Here is a 25,843-nt window from a genome sequence, read left to right on the forward strand (position 1 = left end):
GCTTCTGCGGGGTGGCGGCCATGGTTGATACGTCCTTCGGGACAGGCGGGAATGCGGCTCTGACCTGCGCATACGGGCGCACGGATTCATGTGCGTGTCATTGCGCGGGGAGTGAGGTGAAGAGGGCTGTGTCGGGCGGTGCTGGGTGCTCTCAGCGCGCCGGACAGATGGCGCTGGACATGCGGCCGAGGTCGACGTGCCGCCGACTCACCAAGGCGATTCCAGTTCCAGGCATGGCGGAAGCGTGTCACGGCGTTCTGGACACAGTCCAGCTTCGTCCAAGATGCGGACACCCTTGTCTCGAAATGAGAGACAAGGGTGTCCTTGGTCACAAGCGCCGCGAGCGGTCTTGTCGGCGCTGGTCAGGCCGGGTAGGCCCCCGGCCACGGGCCCGGCGTCGGCACCTCGGGCTCCTCCTCGACCTTGGTGTCGAAGAGGGTGAAGCCCCGCCGCCGGTAGTTGTCCAGGGCGTGCTCGCCGTCCTTGCTGCACGTGTGCAGCCACACCCGCGTGGTCGGCTTCAGGCCCGGCCGGCGGTCGGCCAGGTCCCAGGCGCGGGCGGCACCGTACGACAGCAGGTGGCCGCCGATGCGCCGCCCCCGGAAGGCGGGGAGGAGACCGAAGTAGACGATCTCCACGGCCCCGTCCTCCTGCGCCTCCAGCTCCACGTACCCGGCCGGCGTTCCGCGGTCGTAGGCGACCCATGTCTCCACCCCGGGCCGGTCCAGGTGCTCCCGCCACCGCGCGTACGTCCAGCCCAGCCGGTCGGTCCAGCGGATGTCACCGCCGACCGAGGCGTACAGGAAACGGCTGAACTCGGGGGAGGGCACCTCGGAGCGGACCACCCGCACGTCTCCCTCGGGCACGGCGGCCGGACGGAGATCGGTGGGCGCGGTCTGCTCCAGGGACCAGGTGGTCACGGAGAGGGTCGTCATGTCCGAAAGGGAACCATCCGCCAGGAGCTTCTGTCGAACGCCTGACCAGGGATCGGACGGCCGTGGAACGCGAGGTCCGAAATCCGCCAGTGGCGTGCCCCGTCGGTGGGACAGCATGGCGGCGGCCGGCAGACGCGCACCGGTACGCGGGCAGCGTGCCGTACGTACCACCCCCACCGCCACGTACCACCCCCACCGCCGCACGAAAGACACCCGCCGTGAACGAGCCCCTCGCCATGGACGCCCTGTTCGACCTTCCCCCGGCCTCCGGCGAGCGGCCGCCCCCGGCCGCCGACGACGGGACGCTGCCGGTGCTCGCCGGACTGGACTGGCCCTCGTTGTACGACCGGTTGTGCCGGGACGGGGTGGCGCTGACTCCCGCGCTCCTGAACCGGGAGCAGTGCGAAGAACTCACCGCCGCCTTCGACGACCCGGAGCTCTTTCGCTCCACCGTCGTCATGGAGCGCCACGGTTACGGCCGGGGCACCTACAAGTACTACGCCGATCCCGCCGCCGTCCCCCTGGTCCGGGCCCTGCGGTACGGGCTCTATCCACCGCTGGCGTGGATGGCCGGTCAGTGGGCGGCGCAACTGAACGAACGCGCCTTCCCTCCCGCGCTCGACGACCTGCTGGCCGAGTGCGCGGCCGTCGGCCAGCACCGTCCCACCCCGTTGATGCTGCGCTACGGACCCGGCGACCACGCCTGTCTGCACCAGGACGTCTACGGCGACCTCGTCTTCCCGCTCCAGGTCGCCGTCCTCCTCAACGAGCCGGAGGAGGACTTCACCGGTGGCGAGAACGTGTTCGTGGAACAGCGCCCCCGCGCGCAGTCGCGGGCGATCGTCGTCCGGCCGCGGCTGGGCCAGGGCATGATCTTCCCCGTGCGGCACCGACCGGTCCGCGGCCCGCACGGCTACCGCCGTCACGCGATGCGCCACGGGACCAACGCCGTCGAGTCGGGGCGTCGTCACACCCTCGGGGTCATCTTCCACAACGCGCGCTGAGCGCCGGGCGCCGCTCCTCGGCACCGGGACCCGGGCCTCCGTCGAGCACCGTGCCGCAGCGCGATGTCCGAAATCCGCCAGCACCGCCCCCCGGGGGCACGCCAGAGTGAAGGCTGCGACGAGGCATGACCGACAGGAGACGACGATGACCCTGTGGACCACCACCCCGAGCCCGGTGGGCGACCTGCTGCTGGTGGGTGAGCGGGACGACGACCGATTCGCCCTGACCTCGCTGTCCATGCCGGGACAGCGGAACGCTCCCCGTGTGCGAGCGGACTGGGCGCACGACCCGGAGCCCTTCGCGGACGTCGTCCGCCAGCTGACCGCGTACTTCGCCGGGCGCCTCACCCGGTTCGACATCGACTTCGCCCCCAGCGGCACGCCGTCCCAGCAGGAGGTCTGGCGGGCCCTGGAGGAGATCCCGTACGGCACGACGACCACCTACGGCGCGCTCGCCGCCCGGCTCGGCATCCCCCGCGGCGGCGTCCAGGCCCTCGGCGCCACGATCGGGGCCAATCCCCTGCTGCTCGTCCGGCCCTGCCACCGCGTCATCGGCACGGACGGCACCATGCGCGGCTACGCCGCGGGCGTCGAGCGCAAGGTCCACCTGCTCACCCACGAGGGCGCCCTCCAGCCCACCCTCATCTGAGCCCCGCATCCGAGCCCCGCATCCGAGCCCCGCACCCGAGCCCCGTATCCGAGCCCCGTATCCAAGCCCCGTATCCAAGCCCCAAGGACACCCCCACCATGACCGACCGCCCGACCGGCAGCATCAGCAACCGTGTGGCGGCCGCCCCCTGGGCGGCCTTGGCCTCCGAACTCGACGAGCACGGCAGCGCGCTCACCGGCCCGCTCCTGAGCGCCGACGAGTGCCGCGCCATCACCGCGCTGTACGACGAACCCGAGCGGTTCCGCACCACCGTCGACATGGCCCGCCACCGCTTCGGCAGCGGGCAGTACCGCTACTTCACGCACGAGCTGCCCGAGACCGTCGCCGCGCTGCGGGAGGCGTTCTATCCGAGCCTGCTGCCCATCGCGCGCGACTGGGCCGGCAGGCTCGGGCAGCCCGCGGTGTGGCCCGACGACCTCGGCGAGTGGCTGCGCATGTGCCATGAGGCCGGACAGACCAGGTCCGCCCAGATCCTGCTGCGCTACGGCTCCGGCGACTGGAACGCCCTGCACCGTGACGTGTTCGGCGAGATGCTCTTCCCGCTCCAGGTCGTCGTCGGACTGGACGCACCCGGAACGGACTTCACCGGTGGCGAGTTCCTGATGACCGAACAGCGTCCCCGGGCCCAGTCGCGCGGCTCGTCCACCACCCTCCCCCAGGGCCACGCGCTGATCTTCACCACCCGTGACCGGCCCGTCCGCTCAAGGCGCGGCTGGTCGGTCGCTCCCATGCGCCACGGCGTCAGTACCGTCCGCTCCGGCCGACGCCACACCCTGGGCCTCGTCTTCCACGAGGCGGCGTAGGACGGGGCGACCGGTCAGCAGGCCCCGTCCGGGGCCGGCCGGGCCGTCCGGTCGTCCTCCCGCTGCGCACGGCGCAGCCCGTTCGCCACGGCCAGCATGATCTCCTCCAGCGCCTGTAGTTGCTGCGGGGAGAGCCAGCGGAAGACGGCCTGGCGCACGGCGTCGGAATGGACGGGCGCCGTGCGGGCCAGCACCGCGGCGCCCTCGTCGGTCAGCACGGCCAACTGACCGCGCCGGTCCGTGGCGCACGCCTCGCGGCGCACCAGCCCCCGCCCCTCCAGCCGGGTGATCGCGTGCGTGAGCCGTGACGGGCTGATCCGTGCCCGCGCCGCCAGCTCCGCCATCCGCAGGCGTCGGCGCGGTGCCCTGGAGAGCTGTGCCAGCAGCCCGAAGTGGACGACGAGCAGGCCCGCGTCCTGCTGCATGCGACGGCCGAGATACTCCGTGACGAGGTGGCCGGCACAGAGATACGTGTGCCAGAGGTGCTCTTCCTGTTCGGTGAGCGTGGCGGGACCGAGGGGCACGGGTTTCTCCAGATGTGTGGGTCGCCGGTTCGGCAGGACAACGGGGCGGAGACGCCACGCCACCGGCGTGCCATCACCACCACCAGGCAGGTCAGTGCGGCACAGGCGAGGACGCCACCGGCGAACACGGCCGCCCGGAAGCCCCGGCTCAGCAGGGACACCCCGATCGGGATGGTCACGGAGCTGGCGAGCATGGCCGAGGCCGCGAACAGCGAGGCGGCGCGCGCCCGTGCGCCGGGAGGCAACAGCCGGGGCAGCCAGGTCTGAAGCGTGGTGTGGAGACAGCCCCAGGCGGCGCCCAGGAGGAGAGCGCCGCCCAGCAGCGCGGAGGTGCCGGGCAGGGCGGCCGTGAGCCCGGCACCGGCCATGGCCGTCGCGCCACCGAGCGCGAGCAGCCGCGCCGGCCGCCATGCACGGCGGTGGCGCCGGAGCAGGGCCGCGCCCGCCCAGACCCCGGCGGCGTAGAGAGCGGGTGCCCAGGAGGCCGCCGCCCGCGCGCCGGACAGGGTCAGCGACGGCGCCAGCAGCGCCGGAAGCGTGAGCAGGGCCGCGCCCTCCGCGACACCGACGCCGATCACGGTCCAGTACGCCGCGGCGCCGCGCCGGGCCCGGCCGCCGCCGCGAGGCCGCGGACGACGGCGCGCGACCGTGGTGGACGGGGGCCCGCCCGTGGTGGCACCGAGACGGCATGCGGTGGCGACGGCCACCACGGCGACCAGGACGAAGGCCGCCCGCCATGACCCGGTACGCACCACCAGGGCCGCCAGCACGGGTGTGGCCACCGCGGTCGCCGCGCTGATCGCCGCGATGCCGGCGAAGGCGCTGTGCCGTTCCCGTGCCGTGGCCGCGGACTCGCAGAAGAGGGACACGCAGGGTGTGACGGCCGCGAAGGCGGCCCCCGCGGCCATGCGTACGGCGGCCCACCAGCCCGGCCCCGGGCAGACGGCGGATGCCGCGGAGGCCGCCGCGGCCAGCAGCAGGCCCAGCCGCAGAACGCGCCCGGCGCCGAGACGATCGGCCGCGACGCCCCACAGCGGCAGCGCGCAGCCGTACCCGAGGGCATAGGCCGCGACACCCGCCGTGACGGCGGTGACGTCCGTGCGCCAGGCGGTGGCCAGGGCCCCGATGAGCGGGCCCGTGACATACCAGTCGGCGTTGCCCAGGGCGGCGGCCCAGCGGAGCGCCGCGGAATGCCTGCTCACAGGGAGTTCACCCCGCGCGGGCCACCGCATTCCGGGGAAGTTTTTCTATTCATCACTTCCGGAACACCTGGGGCGGTCCGGACGTTGCGTTCCGAGAAAAAGGCGGACGCCCTGCTTTCGACTCTGGTCGATTTTTGGACAACCGGTCATCGCGGCTGTCGTATTGCTTTCCTTTTGATGTAAAGTTCCAGGCGGCTCACGTCGGCACGCTTGCGAGGTTGTACTAGTTTGTACTAACGGGGAGATCCGATGAAGATCGGCATACTGGGCTCTATGATCGTTTCCTCGGGAGAGGATTTCGGCCATTTCGACCTGGCTCCCAAGCCCAGAACCGTCCTCGCGGTCCTGGGCAGCGATCCCGGAGGCCTGGTACCCGTCACCACGCTGGTGCGGGAGCTGTGGGGCGAGGAGCCCCCGGCGAGCTCGTTGCGCAACATCCACACCTATGTTCTCCAGGTCAGGAAAGTGCTGGCCCGGGCGTCGAAGGTGTCCCAGCGGACCGTCGCGAAGGACCTGCTGGTCACGCGTCCGGGCGGCTACGCCATCAGCGGCACGCTGATCGGATACGACCACAGGGCCTACGCCGAGATCGCAGAGCGCGGCCGCAGGGCCCTGCACGAGGGCTCGTTGACGCAGGGAATCAGTGAGCTCTCGCGCGCCCTCAAGGTATGGCGCGGCCCCGCGTTCGCGGATGTGGTGACGGGCCCTTTACTGGATGCCCAGAGGTGCCAGCTGCACGACTCGCGGATCGGCACCATCGAAGCCCTTTCCGAGGCCCGGATAAGCGCTGGGCAATATCATGAGGCCATTTCGGATCTTGCATTGCCCGTCATTGAGAATCCGCTCCACGAGGGGCTGCATTTCCAGTACATGCGCGCTCTCGGGATATCCGGAGGCCGGGCCAGGGCCCTTGAGGTCTTCAATCGGCTGCGCCTGAATCTCGTGTCCGAGCTGGGAATCGAGCCCGGTGCCTCGGTGCAGCAATTGCAGCGCCGGATCCTCAGCTCGGCGGACCTGGACCTGGCCGACGGGCCCCGCCCGGTCGGGGCGGCGAGGCGCTGATCCGTCCGGCCGCCGGCGTGTGCCCCGCCCCGCCCCGTCCCGGGGGCGGGGCGGCGTCATGAGGTGGGCCCGCCGCCCCGGACGAGCGCCCGCCGCACCGTCCTCGCGGCCAGCAGGGTGCGGTCCGAGCCCGGAGTGGAGAGCTCGCGGTCCACCAGGGGATCGATCCGCCCCATGATCCGCAGTGCCCCGTTGGCCGGATCGAACACGGCCCGGTCACGGGTGTGCAGCCAGCCGGCCCGTCCGGGGGCCTCCCGCCGGAACAGGCTGTCGTGCCCGGTGTCGAGGTCAAGATACGGACTCCGCTCCATGCGGACCTGGAGTTCCCCACCCACGATGCGGACGTGCACCCCCGGCGCGACCATCCCCACCGTGCCCGGCCCGAACCAGCCCGTCGGGTCGGCGGCGATCACGCCGGTCTCCGTGGTGCCGTACGCCTGCCCGACCCGCACCCCGTACCGGCGTGCGAACGCCGTGTGCACGCTGTCGTCCAGCCGGGCTCCGCCGGTGATCGCGCGGCGCAGTCCGGGCATCGGCAGCGGCCTGCGGCCGGTGGCCAGCCGTGCGACATGGGCGGTCGTGCCCAGGAGGGTGTCGGCGCGCGTGCGGATCGCGGCGCGCAGCACGGCGGGCAGGGCGGTGCTGCGCGGGAAGACGGTCGTGGCACCGGCGTTCATGCCGTGCAGGAGCCCACCGACGAGGTTGAAGGAATGCGCCAGCGACCCCACGACCAGCACCCGTGAGCCGGGTCCGGGCATGCCGTCGATCCGGCGGAACACATCGAGTTCGGTGAGCAGCGAACGGGCGTCCCGGCCTATCGCCTTGACGGAGCCGGTGCTGCCGGAGGTGAACTGGACCAGGCAGTGCCCGGTGGTCGCGGGCCGGCCTGCCCGCAGCCGCCGGACGAGGACCTCGCACTCGTCGTGGAACAGGTCCGGTACGGTGCCGGCCGTGCCGAAGGAGACGTAGAACTGGGGTCGGCAGGCATCCAGCAGCCGGCCCAGCTCCCGGCCGCGTATCGCCGGCCCCATGAGCATGACCTGGGCGCCCAGCGACCACAGGGCGAACAGGGACCACACCTGCGAGAAGCTCGCCACCCCGTGCAGGGCGACGGTGGAGCCCGGCCGGATGCCGTAGGAGTGCAGCAGCCGCCGCAGGGCGGCGACCTCGGTCCACAGCGCGCCATAGGTCACGGTGTGGCTGCCCCGCGCCCATGGCGCGTCGGAGGGCTGTCGGGTGAGGAGGCCGGCTCCCCACCAGTCGGGCACGTTGTCGTCGATACCACGCACGGCGCTGCTCGTTCCAATCGTCGTCGGAATCGTGCTGCACCGAACAGAACACCGGCGGGGCGCGAAGGGTTGCGTGGCGTAGCCGCGGGCCGGCCGTCCCGGGCGGGACGGCCGGCCCGCGGAGGGACTGGGAGTTCGGGGGATGTGGCCCCCAGTCCCGGTCTCGGAGCGCGTCGGTCAGGTGAGAGCGGTGGTCTCCAGATCGAGGAGATAGCGCTTGGCCGCCACACCGCCCGCGTAGCCGCTGACACCGCCGGACGAGGCGACGACGCGGTGGCAGGGCGCGATCACGCACACGGGGTTCGCGCCCAGCGCGCGTCCCACCGCGCGGGCCGCGCCCGGCCGGCCCATCCGCTCCGCCAGCGCGCCGTACGTGCCCGTGCGGCCGTACGCCACGAAGCCGTCCAGCGCGGCGACCGTGTGACGGACGAACGGGGAGGCGATCCGGAGATCCACCGGGAGGGAGAACGCGCGCAGCCGCCCACTGAGATAGGCGTCCAACTGGGCGCGGGTACGCGTCAGAAGGGCCTCCCGGGCATCCGTCGGGTCCTCGACCGTGACGCCCCGGGACGCGGTCAGCCGGGCCCGGACCTCCTCCGGGGAGGCGAACGCGCAGTAGAGCACGGCGTCGTCCGACACGGCGAGGGTCAGCGTCCCCACCGGTGTGGGATGACGGGTGATCGAAACCCGCGCGGCGGCGGACGTCGTGGCGGTGGACATCATGGCACTCCTCGATCGGTCGTTGCGTCCGCCGTCAGGCCGCCACGGGACGGCAGACGAGGCAGGCGCGGTAGCCGGCCCGACGAGCCTCGGCGGCGCTGTGGAACGGCCGCTGGTGGGGCGGTGTGATCCGGCGGGCGTGCGCACACGTCGGGTGGCAGAAGATACGAGTGGTGTCGCTGCCCAGCAGCAGCGTCCCGTGCCGTGCGAACTCCGTGAACCGGCCCATGTCGATGCCTTCCGCGGAACGCAGCGCCCGCCCGGTGCCGGGCAGGTACGCGGCGTCGCAGGGGGTGCCGTCCTCGTACGTCACCCGGTGGCAGGGCACCAGCAGCATCACGGGGTTGGCCCGCAGCGCCTCGGCCACCACCGTCCCGTCGTCGACGCCGGCCTCCCTGGCGATCCAGCCCGTCGGGCGCAACTGGCCCTTCGGAACGCTCCGGACCGCCTCCAGGACCGCGCGCTGCCCGGCGGGCAGCGGGCCCAGATCGATGGGCAGCTTCCCCGCACGCCCGGTCCGCACCGCGGTGCGGAGTCCGGGGAGGGGCACGGTGGCGCGGATCGCCGTCCGTCCGGTCCGGCTCCAGTGGAGCTCCTCGAACATCTCGGTGCTCACCACCATCGCCTCCAGCACGGCGCCGGTGACGGCCCGCGGACTGAACGCGACGTACAGTCCACCGCTGTCGGTCTCCAGGCGCACGTAGCTGTCGTAACGGTCCTCGGGGATTCCCACCCGCCGCAGCACCCTCAGCCCGAAGTCCAGCGGCGCGGGAGACGTGAGATCGGCCAGCGCGCTTTCCACCTCGGCTTCCGAAGACGGGACGCCTTCGTCGTTCGGACTCACTTCAACACCTCCCTCGGGGGCGGGTCCTTGGTCTCGAGCAGCACGCGCAGGCTACCGATTCCCCGGGACACCTGCGCCTTCACGGTTCCCACCGGACACCCCTGGGCCTCGGCGATCTCCGCATAGCTCAGACCGACCACGTGCCGCAGCACCACGGCGACCCTCGGGTTCTCCGGTAACTGGGTCAGTGCCGCGACCAGCCGCCCGCGATCCTCACTGGTCGACGCCCGTTCCTCGGGCCCCGGCCGTTCGTCGGGCCATGTCAGGCACGTGTCCTCCGCGGCGGTGGCCGCGACGGGACGCCGCACACTCGTACGGACGTGGTTGCGCCAGACATTGGCCGCGATGGTCATCAGCCAGGCCCTCGGCCGCAGCGCCCGACGGCGCTCCGGGGAGTAGCTCTGCAGAGCGGTGTACGCGCGCAGGAACGTGTCCTGTCCCAGGTCGTCCGCCTCGGTGGCGGATCCGCAGACCCGGAACAGGAACGCGCGAACCGCCGTGGCGTGGATGCGAACCAGCTCCGTGAAGCCGTCGTCGAGATCCACTGCCAGGCGCTCGGTCAGCTGCTCGGCCATCTCGTCCATCACAGTTCAGAACACCACGGCTCGGAGAAGGGTTGCACGGTGCGCGGAGTGCCGCTCATCGGCCCGGCAGTCGTACGGACTGGCGGTGCCGGAACACGTCGCCGGGGTCCCAGTCCCGCTTGACCCGCTGAAGACGCGGATAGTTGTCCCCGTAGTAGAGCCGGTACCAGGGGACGGAGGAGGTGTTCCACCGCGGGTCGCCCAGGTCGGCGTCCGGGTAGTTGACGTAGCAGCCGTCCGTGGCCGCGGACGGGACGGGTACGCCGCCGGTGTCCGCGAAGACGTCCCGGTAGGACTCGCGGATCCAGGCCAGGCTGTCCGCCTCCCGTGCGGGGTCGGACCAGAAGATCCCCCAGAGCGCCTTGAAGGCGGAGTCGCGGTGCACGGAGGCCGTCGCGCCGGGGGCCACGGCGTTGACCTGCCCGCCGAACGAACTGAGCGTGACCCCGGCCGTCGGGTTCCCGCGGGCGTCCTCGGTCAGCCCCCGGTACAGGGTCTCGGCCTGGTCCGCGCTGAACGGCTGCCTCAGATACGCCGACTTGAAGTCACCGCACTGGGTGGGGTCGTTGACCAGCGCGTTGGTCGTGCCCAGCAGCCGCGTCGCGCGCAGCCAGGGGATCCGGCGGGCCGGGGCGAAGCCGGCCGGCGCGACCATCTTGCCCGCCGGGCCGGCGGCTCCTGTCGGACGGGCCCGCACCCCCTGGGTGACCGCCGCGAGGAACGCCTCGAGGCGGGCCCCGGCGTCCGCCGGCGTGGCGTCGGCCTGCGTGGTCAGGGTGATCGAGCCGCCCGCACGGTGACCGAGCACGAGATAGCTGCACAGCCCGTCGTAGGGCCCGCCGGGGGCCCGGTGCTCGGCGTGCCAGCGGCCGTAGTTGCCGACCAGTGCCGTGAAGTCGTCGCGGTCGAGCGTCTCCCACGACCAGGACAGGGAGCTGAGCAGGACATCACGCGGCGGGGCCGGCAGCAGGCCGTCCGGTACGGTGCCGGCGGCCCCCGGACTGCGGAAGAGATACCGGGTGACCAGGCCGAAGTTGCCGCCGCCGCCCCCGGTGTGGGCCCACCACAGGTCACGGTGCGGATCGTCCGCCTCCCGGGTCGCGGTGACCAGCCGGGCCCTGCCCGCGGCGTCGGCCACGACCAGCTCCACCCCGTACAGATGGTCCACGACCAGGCCGTACTGACGGCAGAGCATGCCCCAGCCGCCGCCACTGACATGCCCGCCGGCTCCCACCGCGAAGCAGATGCCGGCCGGGACCGTGACACCCCAGTTCAGATAGAGGGTCTCGTAGACGTCCAGCAGCCGGGCACCCGCCTCGACGGCGAAGGCACGGTGCTCGGGGTCGTAGTACACCCGGTTCATGCCCGACACGTCGACGACCGTCTCCGCCGCGGCATGGAAGACGAAGTCCTCGTAGCAGTGCCCGCCGCTGCGCACGGACAGGCGCCGCCCGGTCCGCAGCGCCTCCCGCACCGCCGCGAGGGCCTGCTCGGCGGTGTGCACCAGATGCACCGCCCCGGGCGAGGCGACCCAGCGCTGGTTCCAGCCGCGCACCAGCTCCGCGTAGCGGCGGTCCGCCGGGGTGACGACCTCCGGAGGCAACGCGCCGGCCGCCGCACCGCTCCTCGCCCCCGGTGCCGCCGTCGCGGTCCCGGGGGCCAGTACGGCCGCGGCGCCGGCGGCCGCCGTCAGGAAACCGCGCCGGTGAGGTCCCCCGGTGCTCTGAGGTCTGCGCATGCCTGTCGTCCCCCTGCTGACTGGTCGCGGTCCGCCCGTGCACCGGCGGCTGGCGGGGACCCTAGCCGTCCCGGCGTCCCCGGGCGCTCGGGATGTTGCGGCCGAATTCTCTGCAACCGGCCTCCCCGGACCGGTGTTTCACCTCCGACAGGCAACCGAACCGAAGGGGACACCATGTCCGACGTGGGGGAGATGACCGGTGAGCGGACCGGCGCTCCAGCCGTTGCGGATCGCATGACGGGCCGGCAGAAACTGGCCCTCGCGGTCCTGCTGGGCGCGCAGTTCATGCTGGCCGCCGATTTCTCCATCCTGACCGTCTCCCTGCCGGTCATCGGCGACTCGCTCGGTTTCTCGCTGGACACGCTCCAGTGGATCACCACCGGATTCGCGCTGCCCGCGGCCGGTTTCACCCTGCTGTTCGGGCGCATCGCCGACCTGTTCGGCCGCCGCATGGTGTTCCTGTTCGGCATCGGCCTGCTGGCCGCCGGTTCGCTGGTGGGCGGGATCGCGCAGTCGCCGGAGGTACTGCTGGCGGCCCGGGTGGCGCAGGGTGTGGCCACCGCCATCTCGGTGCCCTCCGCACTCGCGCTGCTGACCACCACCTTCCCCGAGGGGCCGCTGCGACAGCGTGCGCTCGGCCTCAACGGCGCCCTGCTCGGCGGCGGTTTCAGCGCCGGCGCGGTGCTGGGCGGCGCCCTGACCGAGTTCCTGAGCTGGCGCTGGTCCTTCCTGATCAACGTGCCGGTGGCCGTCCTCGTCCTGATCGGCACGCTCGCGGTCGTCCCCGAGGGCCGCGCGGCCACACGGAGCCGGCTCGACCTGCCCGGCGCCACCACGGTCACCGTCGGCATGCTCGCCCTGGTCTTCGGCATCACCACGGCCGGCGAGGAGGGCTGGGCGCACGCGCAGGTGTACGTCTGGCTGGCCGCCGCGGCGGTGCTCCTCGTGGCCTTCTGGTTCATCGAGCTCAAGTCCGCCAACCCCCTGGTCCCCGTCCGGGTGCTGAAGCGGAACACGGTCCGGTGGGGCAACTTCGGCGGCTTCGCCTCGATTGCGATGACCACGGCGACTTCCTTCGCCACCACGCTGTACATGCAGAAGGTGCTCGACTTCCCGGCCCTCACCACGGGAGTCGTCATCGGTCTTCCCGGACTGCTGACCGTGCTCGGCGGCACCATCGCGCCGCGACTGCTGGGCAGGATCGGGGCGCCGGCCGTCCTCGCGCTGTCCCTCGTGGTCCAGTGCGTCGGCTACGGCATGCTGCTCCTGCTCGGTGAGGACTCCTCGACCGGCGTGCTCGTCGTGGTCCTCGCCCTGTGCGTGGGCTTCTTCGGCCACGCCTACAGCCTCGTCTCCTACATGGTCAGCGCGACCTCCGAACTGCCGGACGACGAGCAGGGCCTGGCCACCGGCCTGACCACCATGAGCATGCAGATCGCCATCACGCTCGGCATCCCGGTCATCAGCGCCGTGATCGCGGCCCGAGCCTCCTCCCTCGAGGACGACCACTCCGCGGCCGGCGCCATGCTCGGCGGCATCCACGCAGGCGTCCTCGCCCTGTCCGCGTTCCTGCTGCTGTCCGCCCTCCTCGTCCGGCTGCGCCTGGGCCGGGCCGGTGCCTCCGCGGCGGGTGCGCGATGAGCCTCCTCAAGGGGAAGACGGCGGTGGTCACCGGCGCCGGTCGTGGACTCGGCCGCGCGACGGCACTGCGACTGGCCGCCCACGGGGCCTTGGTGGCGGTCCACTACTCCTCCAGTGCCCGAGCGGCCGACGAGGTCGTCGGCACCATCCGCGAGGCCGGCGGCACGGCCTTCGCCGTGCGGGCCGACCTCTCCGCGGCCGACGGGCCCGAGCGGCTCTGGTCGGCATTCGACCGGGGCGTCACCGAATTCGGTCGGGACGGCGCCGTGGACATTCTGGTGAACAATGCGGCAACGTCCGTCCGTGCCACGCTGGAAGAAACCAAGGCCGATGACTTCGACCAGATGTTCTCGGTCAACATAAGGGCGCCGTTCTTCCTGATTCAACAGGCACTCGGACGATTGCGGAACGGGGCGCGCATCGTTAATGTGACGTCAGCCGTGACACGTACCGCCTACCCCGAAGTCATTGCCTACGGGCTGACGAAAGGCGCGCTGAACACCCTGACCCTGACCCTGGCGCAAGAGCTGGGTCCGCGCGGAATAACGGTCAACGCGGTTTCTCCCGGGACTCTGGACACCGACGTCAACGCGGGATGGCTGCGGGGAAACCCCGAAGCCGAGGAGTCCGTGGCCCGGCAGGCGGCCCTGCGCCGGGTGGGCCGGCCCGAGGACGTGGCGGACGTGATCGCCTTCCTCGCCTCCGACCGGGCGCGCTGGGTCACCGGTCAGGTCATCGAGGCCAGCGGTGGTGCACGGCTCTGACCGGCGGGCGGCGACGCACCCGCCCCGACGAAGAGGAGATCCAGCATGACGGTCCGGCCGGGAGAGGTATACGAGAACCCGAGGTGCCGTGAGCGGGTGGTGATCCGCACGCCCGCGGCGGAGACCGGCGGGGAGCGGACCATCATGGACGTGTACGTCCAGCCGGGCGGTGCCGTCTCCGGCGCTCACGTCCACCCCCTCAGCGAGGAGCGGTTCACGCTGGTCCGTGGCCGGGTCGCCTTCGATGTCGACGGGCGCGAGACCGTGCTCGAACAGCCCGGCCAGACCATCCTGATACCGCCCGGGGCCAAGCACCGGTGGTGGAACGCGGGGGACGAGGAGTCCCGGCACGTCTGCGAACTGATCGGCCGGGCCGAACGGTTCGAACAGCTGGTGCTGCGCCAGCTGTTCGGTCTCGCCCAGGACGGCAAGACCACCCCCGAGGGGATGCCGCACCTGCTCCAGCAGGCCGTCACCACCCTGGAGTTCCAGGACGTGCTGCGCTTCACGTCGCCGGCCTGGCCGGTGCAGCGCCTGCTGTTCGGTGTGCTGGCGCCCGTGGCACGCCTGCTGGGCTACCAGGGCTGCAACCCCGAGTACATGCACCGCAAGCCCAGTGAGACGGCGGAGCTGGAACCCCTGCCCGCCGAAGTGGCCTCCTGGCACTACTGACCGCGCCGGCCCGGTGAAGGGGAAAAGGGCGGAATAAAACCTGCACGATGAAGCGGTGCGGCCCGTTCAATGGGCCGCACCGCTTTTTTCGTATACCCCGGAGTTATGTGTTCCGGATGTCTGTAGCGGCTCTGGTGCGCTTCTGGTGCGGGTAATGGCATGATTCCCTGCATGAGGCCGAAACTGGTATCCGAGGCGTTGTACGGCTACATCGTCGAAAACAGCAGTCCGATCGATGAGAACCAGAGAAAGCTGATTGAACGGACCGCTGATGTCGGGGAACGGTCGCGTATGCAGATCGGAACCGCCCAGGGGATGCTTTTCACTTTGCTGACCCGGCTGATGTCGGCCCGCGACGTTCTGGAGATCGGCACGTTCACGGGCTATTCGGCGCTGGCTCTCGCCAAGGGGCTGCCCGACGACGGCCGGCTCCTCACCTGTGACGTGAACGAGGAGTGGACCGCCATCGCCCAGGAGGCGTGGAAGGAGGCGGGGGTGGCGGACCGGATCGACGTCAGGATCGGTCCGGCTCTGGACACCCTGCGCGCACTGCCCCCGACCCCCGAGTGGGATCTGGCGTTCATCGACGCGGACAAGGACAACTACATCGCGTACTACGAGGAGATCGTGCCCCGGATCCGACCCGGCGGCGCGGTCCTCGTCGACAACGTCCTGTGGTTCTCCACCGTGGTGGACGACCCCGAGGGCGAAGGCGCGCCCATGCGCCGGTTCAACGCGCACGTCGCCGCCGACCCGCGGGTCGACGTGGTGATCCTCCCGATCGGCGACGGCGTGTCGCTGGTCCGCAAGAAGCCCTGAGCAAGCAGCCCTGAGCAAGCAGCCCAGAGCAAGAAACCCAGAGCCCCACCCCGGGCCCGCCCCACGATCTGGGGCCCCGGTCTGTCGCACATCCTGCAAAGCCGCACAAGGGAGTGCACTGATGACAGCGAATCCCCTCTCGGGAAAATCCTTGCGCCTGGCCAGACTGTCCCGGCACGGCGACGGGCGATACCTGCTCGTGCCCCTCGACCACTCGGTCTCCGACGGCCCCATCACCACGGCCAGCGGCTTCGAGAAGCTGGTCCACGAGGTCGTCTCCGGTGGCGCCGACGGGATCGTCGTCCACAAGGGACGCGCCCGGGCGATAGCCCCCGAACTCCTCGCCGACTGCGGACTGGTGGTCCATCTGAGCGCCAGTACGGCCCACGCCCCCGACGCCGACGCCAAGGTCCTCGTCGGTGATGTCGAGGACGCCCTCCGGCTGGGCGCCGACGCGGTGAGCGTCCACGTGAACATCGGTGCCGACACCGAGGCGGCGCAACTGGCCGACCTGGGAGCCGTGGCCGCCGCCTGCGACCGGTGGGGCATGCCGCTCCTCGCGATGATCTACCCGCGGGGCCCGCGCGTCACCGATCCGCACGCACCCGAACTGCTGTCCCACGTCGTCAACATCGCCGCCGATCTCGGTGTCGACATCGTCAAGACGGCCTTCGCCTCGCCCGTCGAACGCATGGCCGAGGTCGTCGAGAACTCACCTCTGCCCCTCATCGTGGCGGGCGGCGCGGGCACCTCCGGCCTCGCCGACTTCGCCTCGGCGGCCATGGCGGCGGGTTGCCGCGGCCTCGCCGTGGGCCGCCGTGTCTTCGGCTCGCCCGACCCCCGGGCCACCGTCATGCAGCTCGCCGAGCTCATCCACGGCCCTGGCAACTCCCTGGTACATCCGACCTCCTCGCGAATGGCAGGTGTCCTGTGAAGCTCAGCTGGATCGACATACGTTCGGTGGGATCGGCCAAGGACGCGGTGGTGGAGGAAGCGCTCCACGCCCGAGTGGACGGCATCCTCGCCGCCGACCCCGCCGACCTGGCGAGCCTGCCGCCCACGGTGCGCAAGGTCCTCTTCCCGCAGGGACAGACGCTGCCCGAGGACTTCGGCACGGCCGACATCGTCGTCGTCGAGCCGGCCAAGCACGGCGAGCCGGCCGAACTCGCCCTGCGCCACCCGGAGATCGAGTTCGGACGCTACGTCGAGATCGTCGACGCGGACACCCTGGAGGACGCGTGCCGGTCCGCGCGTACGGAGAAGTGGAGTCTGCTCGACTTCCGCGATCCGACCAAGATCCCCCTGGAGATCGTGATCGCGGCCGCGGCCAAGGCCGAGGGGAACCTGGTCACGATCGCCAAGGACACGGAAGAGGCGGAGATCATCTTCGGTGTGCTGGAACTCGGCTCCGACGGCGTGCTGATGGCGCCCACCGCGGTGGGTGACGCCACCGCGCTGCGACAGGCGGCGGAGGCCGGCGTTCCGAACCTCGAACTGGTCGAACTGGAGATCACGGCCACGGCCCACGTGGGCATGGGGGACCGTGCGTGCGTCGACACCGCCACCTACTTCCGCGAGGACGAGGGCATCCTCGTCGGCTCGCACTCCAAGGGCATGATCCTCTGTGTCAGCGAGACGCATCCGCTGCCGTACATGCCGACCAGGCCGTTCCGCGTCAACGCCGGGGCGATCCACTCCTACACCCTCGGCCAGGACGAGCGGACCAACTACCTGAGCGAGCTGAAGGCCGGCAGCAAGGTCACTGCGGTGGACATCCACGGAACGACCCGTCTGGTGACCGTCGGCCGCGTCAAGATCGAGACCCGCCCGCTCATCTCGATCGACGCCGTCGGACCGAACGGCCGTACCGCGAACCTGATCCTCCAGGACGACTGGCACGTGCGGGTGCTGGGCCCCGGCGGCAAGGTCCTGAACAGCACCGAACTCAAGCCCGGGGACAAGGTGCTCGGTTACCTCCCCGCCGCGGACCGGCACGTCGGCTACCCGATCAACGAGTTCTGCCTGGAGAAGTGAGCCGGGCGCACCGGCGGGCCGCCCCGGTGCACGCGGGCACCGCGCCGCCCACCGCACGGCAGCGGCGGGACTCCTCCACCCCGGACGAGATCCGCTGGGCGGCGGTGGCGCGGCGGGACGAGGGAGCCGACGGAACCTTCTGCTACGGGGTGCTGACCACCGGTGTCTACAGCAGGCCGTCCTGCCCGGCACGCACCCCGGAGCGCGGCAACGCCGTCTTCTTCACCGACCCGCACCAGGCCCGGCGCGCCGGGTTCCGCCCCTGCCTGCGCTGCCGTCCCGACGACGAACCGGGGCCTTCCCCCGGCGAGTCCGCCGCCCTGCACGCGTGCCGGGTCATGGAACAGCCGGGACAGCCCGCCTCCCTCGACACCCTCGCCGCACTCAGCGGCTTCAGCAGATTCCACTTCCACCGGCTCTTCGCCAGGACGATCGGAGTGACACCGGCGACCTACGCCACCGTCTGCCGCGCGGAGCACCTGCGACAGGCGCTGTCCCGCGCGGGCACCGTCGCGGAGGCCATCTACCAGTGCGGCTTCAACTCCACGGGCACCTTCTACACCCTGACCCGCCGACTCCTGGGCATGACCCCCACCGCCTACCGCGACGGCGGACGGGGGGTGTCCCTCCACTGCGCCGTCATCACCCACGAAACCGGCGCACTGCTCGTCGCGGCCACCGCGGCCGGCATCTGCGGGGTGCTGTCCGGCCCGGACGAGGAAGCGCTCACCCGCCGGCTGCGTACCCGCTATCCGGCGGCGTCGCACATCACGCCCGACCCCGCACTGGCCACCCGGCTGGCCCACGCCGTGGCGCGCGGCACCACACGCGCGGGCACGGCGCTCCCTCCCGACATCCGGAACAGAGCGCTCGAAGGGAGGCTGCGCAAGACCCTCAGCCCCCCGGGGCGGACCCCGTAACCGCATCAGGAGAGGCACGCGCATGAACATTCTGGGTACCCACAGGTCCGTCGCGCAGCGGCTCCGTCTCACCACGGACCGTCGGCTCGGGGCCGGGAACTTCTTCTGGCACGCCTGGCAGGTGGCCCACGACCGGGACCGGCCCCTGCTCCACCACCCGGACGTCACGTCGGACACCTGGGACGAGGGCGACCTGCCCGGGCTGTCCCTCAACGACATGCGGCGCACCGTGATCCGTTACGCCCACTGGTACCGCACCCACGGCGTACTGCCGCACACGCATGTCGGCATCCACACCCGCAACGGGCTCCACGGTCTCCTGCACCACATCGCCGTCACCGGCCTCGGCGCCGTGGCCGTGCACTGCAACCCCCAGATGGCGACGCCGACCGCCGCCGAGTACTTCGCACGCACGAAGGTCACGGTGCTGGTCGCCGACGCGGATCTGCTCGAGGCGAGCACCGACATCTGGGCCCGGCCCGGCAGCGACCGGCCCAAGGACATCCTGACCGAGGACATCCGGCGGATCGACGAGACCGCCGCCAGGCCGTCGGGCCCCATCCCCGGATTCCCCCACCGGCACCGGCGCGACGACCTGGTGATGATCTCCCACTCCTCCGGCACCACGGGCCGGCCCAAGGCCCCCGTCTTCACCCACGCCTCGTTCATCGACGGCAAGAGGGAGCGCTTCTGGACCTTTCCCTCGCTGCGGTCCGACCGGATGCTCACCGCGCTCCCGCACAGTCACTCCGCGGGCATCAGCTACCTGAGCATGGCCCTGCTCCTGGGCATCCCCACCCTCGTCCTGGACGCCGCCAACGGCGCCTCCGTGACCCGGGCCATCAACCGCTTCCGCCCCACGTTCGTCCTCGGCTTCCCCCTCACCCTGGCGGAGATCGACGTCACCAAGGTCACCCCGTACGCCGCGCAGTCCATCCACACCTGGAACGGCATGGGGGACGCCTCGCACGAACGGCACATCCGCCCGCTCACCTCCCTGGGCATGCGCCGTGAGGGCCGCCGGAAGGTCGCGGGCTCCCGCTACGTGGACGGGCTCGGATCCTCGGAGATGGGCATGGTCCTGTTCCGCACCGCCCACACCCCGCAGACCGCCGAGTACGACCGTCTGATCGGCCGGCCGGTCAAGGCGGTGCGGGACGCGGCCGTCCTCGACGAGTCGGGCCGGCCGCTGCCCGACGGCCGGGCAGGACTGCTCGGCGTACGCACGCCCAGTGTGACGCCCGGCTACTGGGACGACCCCCTCCTCAGCCAGGAGTCCCTCAGCAACGGCTACTTCCTCACCGGGGACGTCGTCCGGCGCGAACCGGACGGCCGCTGGTACCACCTCGACCGCACCCCGGACGTGATCCACACCGCCGACGGCCCCGTCCACAGCCTCCCGCTGGAGGAGTCGGTGCTGCTGACGACGCAGGCACTGGACGCCGCCGTCATCGCCGTCGACGACCCCGACAGCCCCGGGAAGTCGCTGCCCGCCGCCGTGGTCCTCTACCGGGACGGCGTCACCCGCGACCCGCGGAGCCTGCTCGACGTCTGCAACCGCGCCCTGCGAAAGAAGGGGCTCGGCCCCCTGAGCGCCCTGGTCGTCGTCGCGGACCGGGACGGGCTGCCCGTGGGACCGACCGGCAAGGTGCTCAAGCGCCGCCTGCGGGAACGGCACCACTCCCTGCTGAGCGCCCCGCCCGGGCCGGCCGCGGCCCACGACCGCACGGACGCGGAGGCGGTCACGTCGCATGCCGAGCAGTGAGCAGCAGGCCGACCCCGGCCGAACTCCCCCAACCGGAAAGGTCCGACCCATGGCCGACGGGCACGCCGCGCGCAGCGTGGTGGACGCGCTCACCGGCGCCTGGCACGCCCAGGCGCTCCACGCCGCCGCCACGCTCAGCATCCCCGACCACATCCACGCCGGACACACCACGGCCGCCGCACTGGCCGCCGTCACCGACTGCGACAAGGACGGCATCGAACGCCTGATGCGTCTGCTCACCGCCACGGGCACCTTCACCGGCTCGGCGGACACCGGCTACCGGCTCACCCCGGCCGGCGACCTGCTCCGCGCCGGCCACGAACGCTCCATGCGGGACATGGCCCTGGTCTACGGGCAGGAGTTCCACCGCGCCTGGGGCGCCGTCACCACGGCCCTGCGCACCGGGACGTCGGGCTTCGAGCACGCCTTCGGTGTCCCCCTGCGCGAGCACCTGGCACGCGATCCCGAGGCGGCCGCACGCTTCCAGCGGGCCATGAACGCCGGCAACGTCTTCTTCCAGGACGTCGCCGTCGCCCACGACTTCTCCACCGCCCGCACCGTCGTCGACGTGGCGGGCGGCGCCGGCGCGCTGCTCGGTGCCGTCCTGCACGCCCATCCCACGCTCCGCGGCGTGCTGTTCGACCTTCCGCACGTGATCCCGGTCGCCGAGGAGCAGCTCGGCCGGACCCTCGCCGCCGACCGCTACGAGACGGTGGGCGGCGACATCTTCCGGAGCGTGCCCGGCGGCGGCGACGTCTACCTGCTCTCCCGGGTGCTCCAGGACTGGGACGACCCGGACTGTGTGCGGCTGCTCGCCGGCGTCCGCGCCGCGATGTCCCCCACCGCCCGGCTGCTCGTCGTCGAGCGGGTGATCCCCGACGACGGCGGGCGGCTGCTGCCCCTCCTGTGGGACCTGCACCTGCTCGTGGCCGCGGGCGGCCGGGAGCGCACCCTCGACGGCTACCGGGGCCTGCTGACGGCGGCGGGCCTGCGCCTGGAGACCGTCCACGAACTCGCCCTCGAGACCAGCCTGCTGGTCGCGGCACCCGCGGAGGAGGACAAGTGACCGCACCCCGGCAAGGACGCGCGGCGGACCGCGAGGTCCCCGTGCTGATCGTGGGCGGCGGCGGCTCCGGGCTGACCGCCTCACTGGCCCTGTCCGACCTCGGGGTGGAGTCCCTCCTCGTGGAACGCCACCCCTCGACGTCCGTCCAGCCCAAGGCGCACATCCTCAACGCCAGGACGATGGAGATCTTCGCCCACCACAAGGTCGCCGACGACGTCTACCGCGAAGGCGCGCCCCGCGAGAACTGCGGTGCCATGGTCTGGCTGTCCAGCCTGGGCGGCGACGCCCCCTACGACCGCAAGGTGCTGTACCGGACCAGCGCCTACGGCGGAGGCGACCTCGCCGAACGCTACGCCCGGGCGTCCGCGCAGCCCCACGCGAACCTGGGACAGCGCTGGCTGGAACCGCTGCTGCGCCGCCACGCCGAACAACGCGCGCCCGGCGGCCTCCTCTTCCACCACGAACTGGTCGCGCTCGACGAGGACGACACCGGTGTCACCGCCACCGTCGTCGACCGCGCCGACGGCAGGACGCTCCTGGTCCGTGCCTCCTACGTGATCGCCGCGGACGGCGGGAAGACGGTCGGACGTCTCCGGGGCATTCCGATGGAGGGCACCCCGACCTTCCTCGACTGGATCAACCTCCATGTCCGGGCGGACTTCTCCGCCTTCATCCCCTACGACGACGCCGTCGTCAACCGTGTCTCCAGCCTCTCCGACGACGGCACCCTGGAGCACTGCGGCGTCGTCCCCATGGGACCGGACCACTGGGGGCGGCACTCCAGGGAGTGGACGCTCATGTTCTCCCGGCCCCCGGGCGAGCGGGGCGCGGCAGAACTGGACGACGAGACCGTCGTCAAGATGGTCCGCCGGACCCTCAAACTGCCCGACGAACACGTCATGCACGTGGAGAGCATCAGCCGGTGGCCCGTCGAGGGCACCGTGGCCCAGCGGTTCCGCTCGGGCCGGGTCTTCCTCGTCGGCGACGCCGCCCACCGTCACCCGCCCTCCGGCGCGCTCGGCCTGAACACGGGCATCCAGGACGCGCACAACCTCGCCTGGAAGCTCGCGCTGGTCCTGGGCCGGAAGGCGGGCGAGTCGCTGCTGGACAGCTACGAGCCGGAGCGGCGCCCGGTGGCCCGGCGCGTCGTGGAGCGGGCCGTGTACTCACTGTTCAACCAGATCGCCTTCACGGCCGCGACCGGTGTCGTCCAGGGCGCCCGTCCCGAATGGAACCGCGCCCAGATGACGGCCCTGTTCGCGGACACGCCCGACGGGGAGACCCGGCGGGCCGTGCTGCGCGAGTACTTCGACACCAATCGCATCACCACCGCGCACCTGGGCCTGGAGATGGGCTACAGCTACGCCGACGCCGGCCAGGTGACCGGCGACGGGACACCCCTGCCACCGGCCGACCCGCTGGGGCTGGAGTACCCGCAGACCTCACGGCCCGGCTCCCGGCTCCCGCACGCCTGGCTGCGCCACCACGGCCGGCGCGTCTCCACGCACCAGCTGCACACCGCCGCCGGATCGTTCCTGCTTCTCGCCGGTGCTCACGGGGCGCCGTGGCTGCGGGCGGCCGAGACCCTCTCCACCCGCCTCGGCGTCCGCATCGACGCCCACGCCGTCGGCGCCGAGGGAGGACCCGAGGCCGTCGACGAGCAGTGGGCACGGCTGCGCGGCCACGACGAGCACGGCATGGTCCTCGTCCGCCCGGACGGCTTCGTGACCGCACGCCGGCTCACCCGCTGCGACGACCCCCCGGACGCCCTTCGGGACGCCCTCGAAACGGCCCTGGGCCTGCGCCGGAACGCGTCCGCCGACGCCTCGGGGGAACGCCGTGCCTGACTCCACGCGCACCCCGGTGGCGATCGTCGGGGGAGGACCGGTCGGTATCGTCCTGGCCCTCTTCCTGGACCGGTACGGCGTCCCCTGCGTGGTCTTCGACGCCCAGGAGGAGCAGCCGGCCGAGCCACGCGGCAACACGCACAACGCCCGCACCATGGAGCACTACCGCCGCCTGGGCATCTCCGCCGCGGTCCGCCGGCTCGGACTGCCCGACCGGCACCCGGCCGACATCGTCTACTTCACCCGCTACGCCGGAACCGAACTGTCCCGGCTCCGGCTGGCCTCCCGCGGCCTGCGCATGCGTCAGACCGCGGCCGCACCCGCCACGGACCAGACCCCCGAACCGGTGCACCGCGCCAACCAGATGTACGTGGAGAACTTCCTCTACGAGCACGCCCGGACCCGGCCGAACATCACCCTGCGCCTCGGCCGCCGCGTCACCGCACTGCGCCAGAACGCCACCCGGGTGGAACTGACAGCCGAACCCGCCGACGGCCCCGCCGAACACTGGACCGCCCGCTACGCCGTGGGCTGTGACGGCGGGCGAAGCTTCGTACGCCGCACCCTCGGTGTCCACTACGACGGCGACGGCGCCCTGGACCAGGACGTGCTGGGCCGCCGCGCGACCGCCGCCCATCTGCGGCTGCCGACCTTCCACCGGGACGCCGTCACCGGGCGCCGGGCCTGGAGCTACTGGTCCCTCAACAGCGACCTGGTCATGAATCTGATCGCGCTCAACGGCGAGGACGAGTTCTTCCTCCTGACCAGCTCGATCGACCCGGACACCGCCGGCCCGGACCGCATCCGGGAGCTGGTCCGCCGCGCCGCCGGTGTGCCGCTCCCGGTCGAGGTGCTCGGCCGGCGTCCCTGGACGCCCGGAGTGGCCCTGGTCGCGCAGCGCCTCACCATCGGCCGGGTCCTGCTGGCCGGGGACGCCGCGCACCTGTTCACACCGAACGGCGGTTTCGGTATGAACACGGGCATCGACGACACGGCCAACCTGGCATGGAAACTCGCCGCCCTGCTGCACGGATGGGGAGGCCCCGGGCTGCTCTCCAGCTATGAGAGCGAACGCCGGCCGATCGCCCGGCGCAACACCACCGCCGCCCGGGAACTCAACGCGGGGCTCGGCTCCATCGAGCGCCCCGCCTTCCTGGAGGAGGACAGCACACGCGGCGCCGAGGCCCGCGCCCGCGTCGGCGACCTGCTGCGCTGCTACGGCGAGCGCACCCACTCGCTCGGCGTCCAGCTCGGTGCCCGGTACGACGGGTCCCCCCTCGTCGTCGCCGACGGCGAGCCGCCCGCCGACTCCTGGGGCACCTACACCCCCTCGAGCCGGCCCGGAGGCCGTGCCCCCCACCTGTGGCTGGACGACTGGCACGGACCGGGCAGCTCCCTGTTCGACCGCCTCGGGCCCGGCTTCACCCTCCTGCGGCTCGGCGGACGGGCCCCCGGCAGCAAGGGACTGGAGGCCGCCGCCCAGGCCCAGGGCATGCCGCTGACCGTGCTGGACGTCGACCTCGAAGCGGCGCGCGACCTGTACGAGCGGGATCTCGTCCTCGTCCGGCCCGACCAGCACGTGGCCTGGCGGGGCAATCAACTGCCCTCGGACCCGGGCGAGCTGACGGCACTCGTGACCGGATCGAAGGAGAGGTGACGAGCCCGGACCCGCTCGGCCCCACCGCCCCCGCCGACCCTCCACACCGCCCTGGAGCTGTGATGTCACGCCGCCTCTTCACCTCCGAGTCAGTCACCGAAGGACACCCCGACAAGATCGCCGACCAGATCAGCGACACCATCCTCGACGCGCTGCTGCGCGAGGACCCCGCCGCCCGCGTCGCCGTCGAGACACTGATCACCACCGGCCAGGTGCACGTCGCCGGCGAAGTCACCACCACCGCCTACGCACCGGTCGCCCAACTGGTGCGCGACACCATCCTCGCCATCGGCTACGACTCCTCCCACAAGGGCTTCGACGGGGCCTCCTGCGGGGTCTCGGTCTCCCTGGGCAGCCAGTCGCCCGACATCGCCCAAGGCGTCGACGCCGCCCACGAGACCCGCGGGAACGCGGACGGCGACGCACTCGACCGGCAGGGCGCGGGCGATCAGGGGCTGATGTTCGGCTACGCCACCGACGAGACACCCACCCTCATGCCCCTGCCGATCGACCTGGCCCACCGACTGTCCCGCCGCCTCTCCGCCGCACGCCGCGACGGCTCCATGCCCTATCTGCGTCCCGACGGAAAGACCCAGGTCACCATCGAGTACCAGGGCAGCCGTCCCGTCCGCCTGGACACGATCGTGGTCTCCGCCCAGCACGCGGCGGACGTCGACATCGACACCCTGCTGACCCCCGACGTCCGTACGAACGTGGTGGACCACGTACTGGGACAGCTCGCGGACGACGGCATCAAACTCGAGACCGACGACCACCGCCTCCTGGTCAACCCCACCGGCCGCTTCGAGATCGGCGGCCCGATGGGCGACGCCGGCCTCACCGGGCGCAAGATCATCATCGACACCTACGGCGGCATGGCCCGCCACGGCGGCGGCGCCTTCTCCGGCAAGGACCCCTCCAAGGTCGACCGCTCGGCGGCGTACGCGATGCGCTGGGTCGCCAAGAACGTGGTCGCGTCGGGCCTCGCGACCCGCTGCGAGGTCCAGGTCGCCTACGCCATCGGCAAGGCCCGGCCCGTCGGCCTGTTCGTCGAGACGTTCGGCACCGCCACCGTCTCCCAGGGACGCATCGAGCAGGCCATCAGGGACGTCTTCGACCTGCGTCCCGCCTCGATCATCCGTGACCTCGACCTGCTCCGCCCGATCTACGCCCAGACCGCCGCCTACGGCCACTTCGGCCGTGAGACACCGGACTTCACCTGGGAACGAACCGATCGCGTGCAGCAGCTCAAAGCCGCGGCGGGACTGTGACCACGCGTCTTT

General features: G+C 71.9%; 24 protein-coding genes and 2 pseudogenes. 16 read left to right on the forward strand and 10 right to left on the reverse strand.

Going from position 1 to position 25,843, the window contains the following annotated elements; translation table 11 throughout:
* Positions 1-151: 151 nt before the first annotated feature.
* Both ACZ470_RS07215 and ACZ470_RS07220 read right to left on the reverse strand, forming a co-directional pair.
* A complete protein-coding gene (locus ACZ470_RS07215; RefSeq protein WP_310887545.1) occupies positions 152-235 on the reverse strand; it encodes a putative leader peptide in 84 nt (27 codons plus the stop codon).
* A 127-nt stretch (positions 236-362) separates the two neighbouring features.
* On the reverse strand, positions 363-935 hold the full coding sequence (locus ACZ470_RS07220; protein ID WP_468425217.1) for a GNAT family N-acetyltransferase: 573 nt from the start codon (positions 933-935) through the stop codon (positions 363-365).
* 218 nt (positions 936-1,153) lie between these two features.
* Between ACZ470_RS07220 and ACZ470_RS07225 the strand changes: the two genes are divergently transcribed.
* From ACZ470_RS07225 to ACZ470_RS07235, 3 genes are all read left to right on the forward strand, one after another.
* On the forward strand, positions 1,154-1,939 hold the full coding sequence (locus tag ACZ470_RS07225; RefSeq protein WP_468425219.1) for a 2OG-Fe(II) oxygenase: 786 nt from the start codon (positions 1,154-1,156) through the stop codon (positions 1,937-1,939).
* 145 nt (positions 1,940-2,084) lie between these two features.
* Positions 2,085-2,588: a methylated-DNA--[protein]-cysteine S-methyltransferase gene (locus ACZ470_RS07230; protein WP_468425221.1), complete on the forward strand. Its 504-nt coding sequence runs from the start codon at positions 2,085-2,087 to the stop codon at positions 2,586-2,588.
* Positions 2,589-2,686: 98 nt separating this feature from the next.
* On the forward strand, positions 2,687-3,412 hold the full coding sequence (locus ACZ470_RS07235; protein ID WP_468425222.1) for a 2OG-Fe(II) oxygenase: 726 nt from the start codon (positions 2,687-2,689) through the stop codon (positions 3,410-3,412).
* A 14-nt stretch (positions 3,413-3,426) separates the two neighbouring features.
* On the opposite strand, the gene ACZ470_RS07240 is transcribed toward ACZ470_RS07235, so the two are convergent.
* From ACZ470_RS07240 to ACZ470_RS07250, 3 genes and pseudogenes are all read right to left on the reverse strand, one after another.
* Positions 3,427-3,636, reverse strand: a complete 210-nt coding sequence (locus ACZ470_RS07240; RefSeq protein ID WP_468426325.1) for a hypothetical protein — start codon at positions 3,634-3,636, stop codon at positions 3,427-3,429.
* Between the two features lie 63 nt (positions 3,637-3,699).
* Positions 3,700-3,837, reverse strand: a pseudogene (locus tag ACZ470_RS07245) (MarR family transcriptional regulator); the annotation flags it as partial.
* Positions 3,838-4,151: 314 nt separating this feature from the next.
* Positions 4,152-5,168 (reverse strand): annotated as a pseudogene (locus tag ACZ470_RS07250) (MFS transporter); the annotation flags it as partial.
* Positions 5,169-5,387: 219 nt separating this feature from the next.
* On the opposite strand from ACZ470_RS07250, the gene ACZ470_RS07255 reads away from it, so the two are divergent.
* Complete coding sequence (locus tag ACZ470_RS07255) at positions 5,388-6,200, forward strand: AfsR/SARP family transcriptional regulator (RefSeq protein ID WP_468425224.1); 813 nt, start codon at positions 5,388-5,390, stop codon at positions 6,198-6,200.
* A gap of 56 nt (positions 6,201-6,256) precedes the next feature.
* Here ACZ470_RS07255 and ACZ470_RS07260 read toward each other — a convergent pair whose 3' ends face one another.
* The 5 genes from ACZ470_RS07260 to ACZ470_RS07280 all read right to left on the reverse strand — a co-directional run bounded on the left by ACZ470_RS07260 (position 6,257) and on the right by ACZ470_RS07280 (position 11,375).
* Positions 6,257-7,489, reverse strand: coding sequence for a class I adenylate-forming enzyme family protein (locus tag ACZ470_RS07260; RefSeq protein ID WP_468425225.1), 1,233 nt, complete (start codon positions 7,487-7,489; stop codon positions 6,257-6,259).
* 177 nt (positions 7,490-7,666) lie between these two features.
* The gene (locus tag ACZ470_RS07265; protein WP_468425227.1) at positions 7,667-8,212 is read right to left on the reverse strand and encodes a methylated-DNA--[protein]-cysteine S-methyltransferase; all 546 of its coding nucleotides are present in this window, start codon (positions 8,210-8,212) and stop codon (positions 7,667-7,669) included.
* A gap of 31 nt (positions 8,213-8,243) precedes the next feature.
* Entirely contained in the window at positions 8,244-9,053 is an 810-nt protein-coding gene (locus tag ACZ470_RS07270; protein WP_468425228.1) for an MGMT family protein, read from the reverse strand.
* Positions 9,050-9,637 (reverse strand): RNA polymerase sigma factor, encoded by a 588-nt coding sequence (locus tag ACZ470_RS07275; RefSeq protein ID WP_468426270.1) that lies wholly within the window; start codon positions 9,635-9,637, stop codon positions 9,050-9,052. The genes ACZ470_RS07270 and ACZ470_RS07275 overlap by 4 nt, the downstream gene beginning before the upstream one ends.
* Positions 9,638-9,692: 55 nt before the next feature.
* The gene (locus ACZ470_RS07280) at positions 9,693-11,375 is read right to left on the reverse strand and encodes an FAD-binding oxidoreductase (RefSeq protein WP_468425230.1); all 1,683 of its coding nucleotides are present in this window, start codon (positions 11,373-11,375) and stop codon (positions 9,693-9,695) included.
* Positions 11,376-11,549: 174 nt separating this feature from the next.
* On the opposite strand from ACZ470_RS07280, the gene ACZ470_RS07285 reads away from it, so the two are divergent.
* The 12 genes from ACZ470_RS07285 to metK all read left to right on the forward strand — a co-directional run bounded on the left by ACZ470_RS07285 (position 11,550) and on the right by metK (position 25,831).
* A complete protein-coding gene (locus tag ACZ470_RS07285; protein WP_468425232.1) occupies positions 11,550-13,016 on the forward strand; it encodes an MFS transporter in 1,467 nt (488 codons plus the stop codon).
* Positions 13,013-13,780: an SDR family oxidoreductase gene (locus ACZ470_RS07290; protein ID WP_468425233.1), complete on the forward strand. Its 768-nt coding sequence runs from the start codon at positions 13,013-13,015 to the stop codon at positions 13,778-13,780. Before ACZ470_RS07285 ends, ACZ470_RS07290 begins: the two co-directional genes overlap by 4 nt.
* A 45-nt stretch (positions 13,781-13,825) precedes the next feature.
* Positions 13,826-14,452 (forward strand): cupin domain-containing protein, encoded by a 627-nt coding sequence (locus ACZ470_RS07295; RefSeq protein ID WP_468425235.1) that lies wholly within the window; start codon positions 13,826-13,828, stop codon positions 14,450-14,452.
* 171 nt (positions 14,453-14,623) lie between these two features.
* Positions 14,624-15,271: an O-methyltransferase gene (locus ACZ470_RS07300; protein WP_468425237.1), complete on the forward strand. Its 648-nt coding sequence runs from the start codon at positions 14,624-14,626 to the stop codon at positions 15,269-15,271.
* Between the two features lie 121 nt (positions 15,272-15,392).
* Positions 15,393-16,205, forward strand: coding sequence for a 2-amino-3,7-dideoxy-D-threo-hept-6-ulosonate synthase (locus ACZ470_RS07305; protein ID WP_468425239.1), 813 nt, complete (start codon positions 15,393-15,395; stop codon positions 16,203-16,205).
* Positions 16,202-17,305: a 3-dehydroquinate synthase II family protein gene (locus ACZ470_RS07310; RefSeq protein WP_468425240.1), complete on the forward strand. Its 1,104-nt coding sequence runs from the start codon at positions 16,202-16,204 to the stop codon at positions 17,303-17,305. The genes ACZ470_RS07305 and ACZ470_RS07310 overlap by 4 nt, the downstream gene beginning before the upstream one ends.
* Positions 17,302-18,225 (forward strand): bifunctional transcriptional activator/DNA repair enzyme AdaA, encoded by a 924-nt coding sequence (locus tag ACZ470_RS07315; RefSeq protein ID WP_468425241.1) that lies wholly within the window; start codon positions 17,302-17,304, stop codon positions 18,223-18,225. Before ACZ470_RS07310 ends, ACZ470_RS07315 begins: the two co-directional genes overlap by 4 nt.
* A 22-nt stretch (positions 18,226-18,247) precedes the next feature.
* Positions 18,248-19,990 (forward strand): class I adenylate-forming enzyme family protein, encoded by a 1,743-nt coding sequence (locus ACZ470_RS07320; RefSeq protein ID WP_468425243.1) that lies wholly within the window; start codon positions 18,248-18,250, stop codon positions 19,988-19,990.
* A gap of 49 nt (positions 19,991-20,039) precedes the next feature.
* Positions 20,040-21,056: a methyltransferase gene (locus ACZ470_RS07325; RefSeq protein ID WP_468425245.1), complete on the forward strand. Its 1,017-nt coding sequence runs from the start codon at positions 20,040-20,042 to the stop codon at positions 21,054-21,056.
* Complete coding sequence (locus tag ACZ470_RS07330) at positions 21,053-22,903, forward strand: FAD-dependent monooxygenase (RefSeq protein WP_468425246.1); 1,851 nt, start codon at positions 21,053-21,055, stop codon at positions 22,901-22,903. Before ACZ470_RS07325 ends, ACZ470_RS07330 begins: the two co-directional genes overlap by 4 nt.
* Positions 22,896-24,560, forward strand: coding sequence for an FAD-dependent monooxygenase (locus ACZ470_RS07335; RefSeq protein ID WP_468425248.1), 1,665 nt, complete (start codon positions 22,896-22,898; stop codon positions 24,558-24,560). The genes ACZ470_RS07330 and ACZ470_RS07335 overlap by 8 nt, the downstream gene beginning before the upstream one ends.
* A gap of 62 nt (positions 24,561-24,622) precedes the next feature.
* The gene (gene metK, locus ACZ470_RS07340) at positions 24,623-25,831 is read left to right on the forward strand and encodes a methionine adenosyltransferase (RefSeq protein ID WP_468425249.1); all 1,209 of its coding nucleotides are present in this window, start codon (positions 24,623-24,625) and stop codon (positions 25,829-25,831) included.
* The last annotated feature ends 12 nt before the right edge of the window (positions 25,832-25,843 follow it).

This window comes from Streptomyces sp. NPDC031111 (assembly GCF_055570675.1).

What these genes read in the sequence shown, in the direction of transcription:
- ACZ470_RS07265 (WP_468425227.1), bottom strand. Translation starts at nt 8,212, where the DNA reads ATGATGTCCACCGCCACGACGTCCGCCGCCGCGCGGGTTTCGATCACC.
- ACZ470_RS07235 (WP_468425222.1), top strand. Translation starts at nt 2,687, where the DNA reads ATGACCGACCGCCCGACCGGCAGCATCAGCAACCGTGTGGCGGCCGCC.
- ACZ470_RS07305 (WP_468425239.1), top strand. Translation starts at nt 15,393, where the DNA reads ATGACAGCGAATCCCCTCTCGGGAAAATCCTTGCGCCTGGCCAGACTG.
- ACZ470_RS07230 (WP_468425221.1), top strand. Translation starts at nt 2,085, where the DNA reads ATGACCCTGTGGACCACCACCCCGAGCCCGGTGGGCGACCTGCTGCTG.
- ACZ470_RS07290 (WP_468425233.1), top strand. Translation starts at nt 13,013, where the DNA reads ATGAGCCTCCTCAAGGGGAAGACGGCGGTGGTCACCGGCGCCGGTCGT.
- ACZ470_RS07220 (WP_468425217.1), bottom strand. Translation starts at nt 935, where the DNA reads ATGACGACCCTCTCCGTGACCACCTGGTCCCTGGAGCAGACCGCGCCC.
- ACZ470_RS07320 (WP_468425243.1), top strand. Translation starts at nt 18,248, where the DNA reads ATGAACATTCTGGGTACCCACAGGTCCGTCGCGCAGCGGCTCCGTCTC.
- metK (WP_468425249.1), top strand. Translation starts at nt 24,623, where the DNA reads ATGTCACGCCGCCTCTTCACCTCCGAGTCAGTCACCGAAGGACACCCC.
- ACZ470_RS07275 (WP_468426270.1), bottom strand. Translation starts at nt 9,637, where the DNA reads ATGGACGAGATGGCCGAGCAGCTGACCGAGCGCCTGGCAGTGGATCTC.
- ACZ470_RS07280 (WP_468425230.1), bottom strand. Translation starts at nt 11,375, where the DNA reads ATGCGCAGACCTCAGAGCACCGGGGGACCTCACCGGCGCGGTTTCCTG.
- ACZ470_RS07300 (WP_468425237.1), top strand. Translation starts at nt 14,624, where the DNA reads ATGAGGCCGAAACTGGTATCCGAGGCGTTGTACGGCTACATCGTCGAA.
- ACZ470_RS07295 (WP_468425235.1), top strand. Translation starts at nt 13,826, where the DNA reads ATGACGGTCCGGCCGGGAGAGGTATACGAGAACCCGAGGTGCCGTGAG.
- ACZ470_RS07255 (WP_468425224.1), top strand. Translation starts at nt 5,388, where the DNA reads ATGAAGATCGGCATACTGGGCTCTATGATCGTTTCCTCGGGAGAGGAT.
- ACZ470_RS07325 (WP_468425245.1), top strand. Translation starts at nt 20,040, where the DNA reads ATGGCCGACGGGCACGCCGCGCGCAGCGTGGTGGACGCGCTCACCGGC.
- ACZ470_RS07215 (WP_310887545.1), bottom strand. Translation starts at nt 235, where the DNA reads ATGCCTGGAACTGGAATCGCCTTGGTGAGTCGGCGGCACGTCGACCTC.
- ACZ470_RS07285 (WP_468425232.1), top strand. Translation starts at nt 11,550, where the DNA reads ATGTCCGACGTGGGGGAGATGACCGGTGAGCGGACCGGCGCTCCAGCC.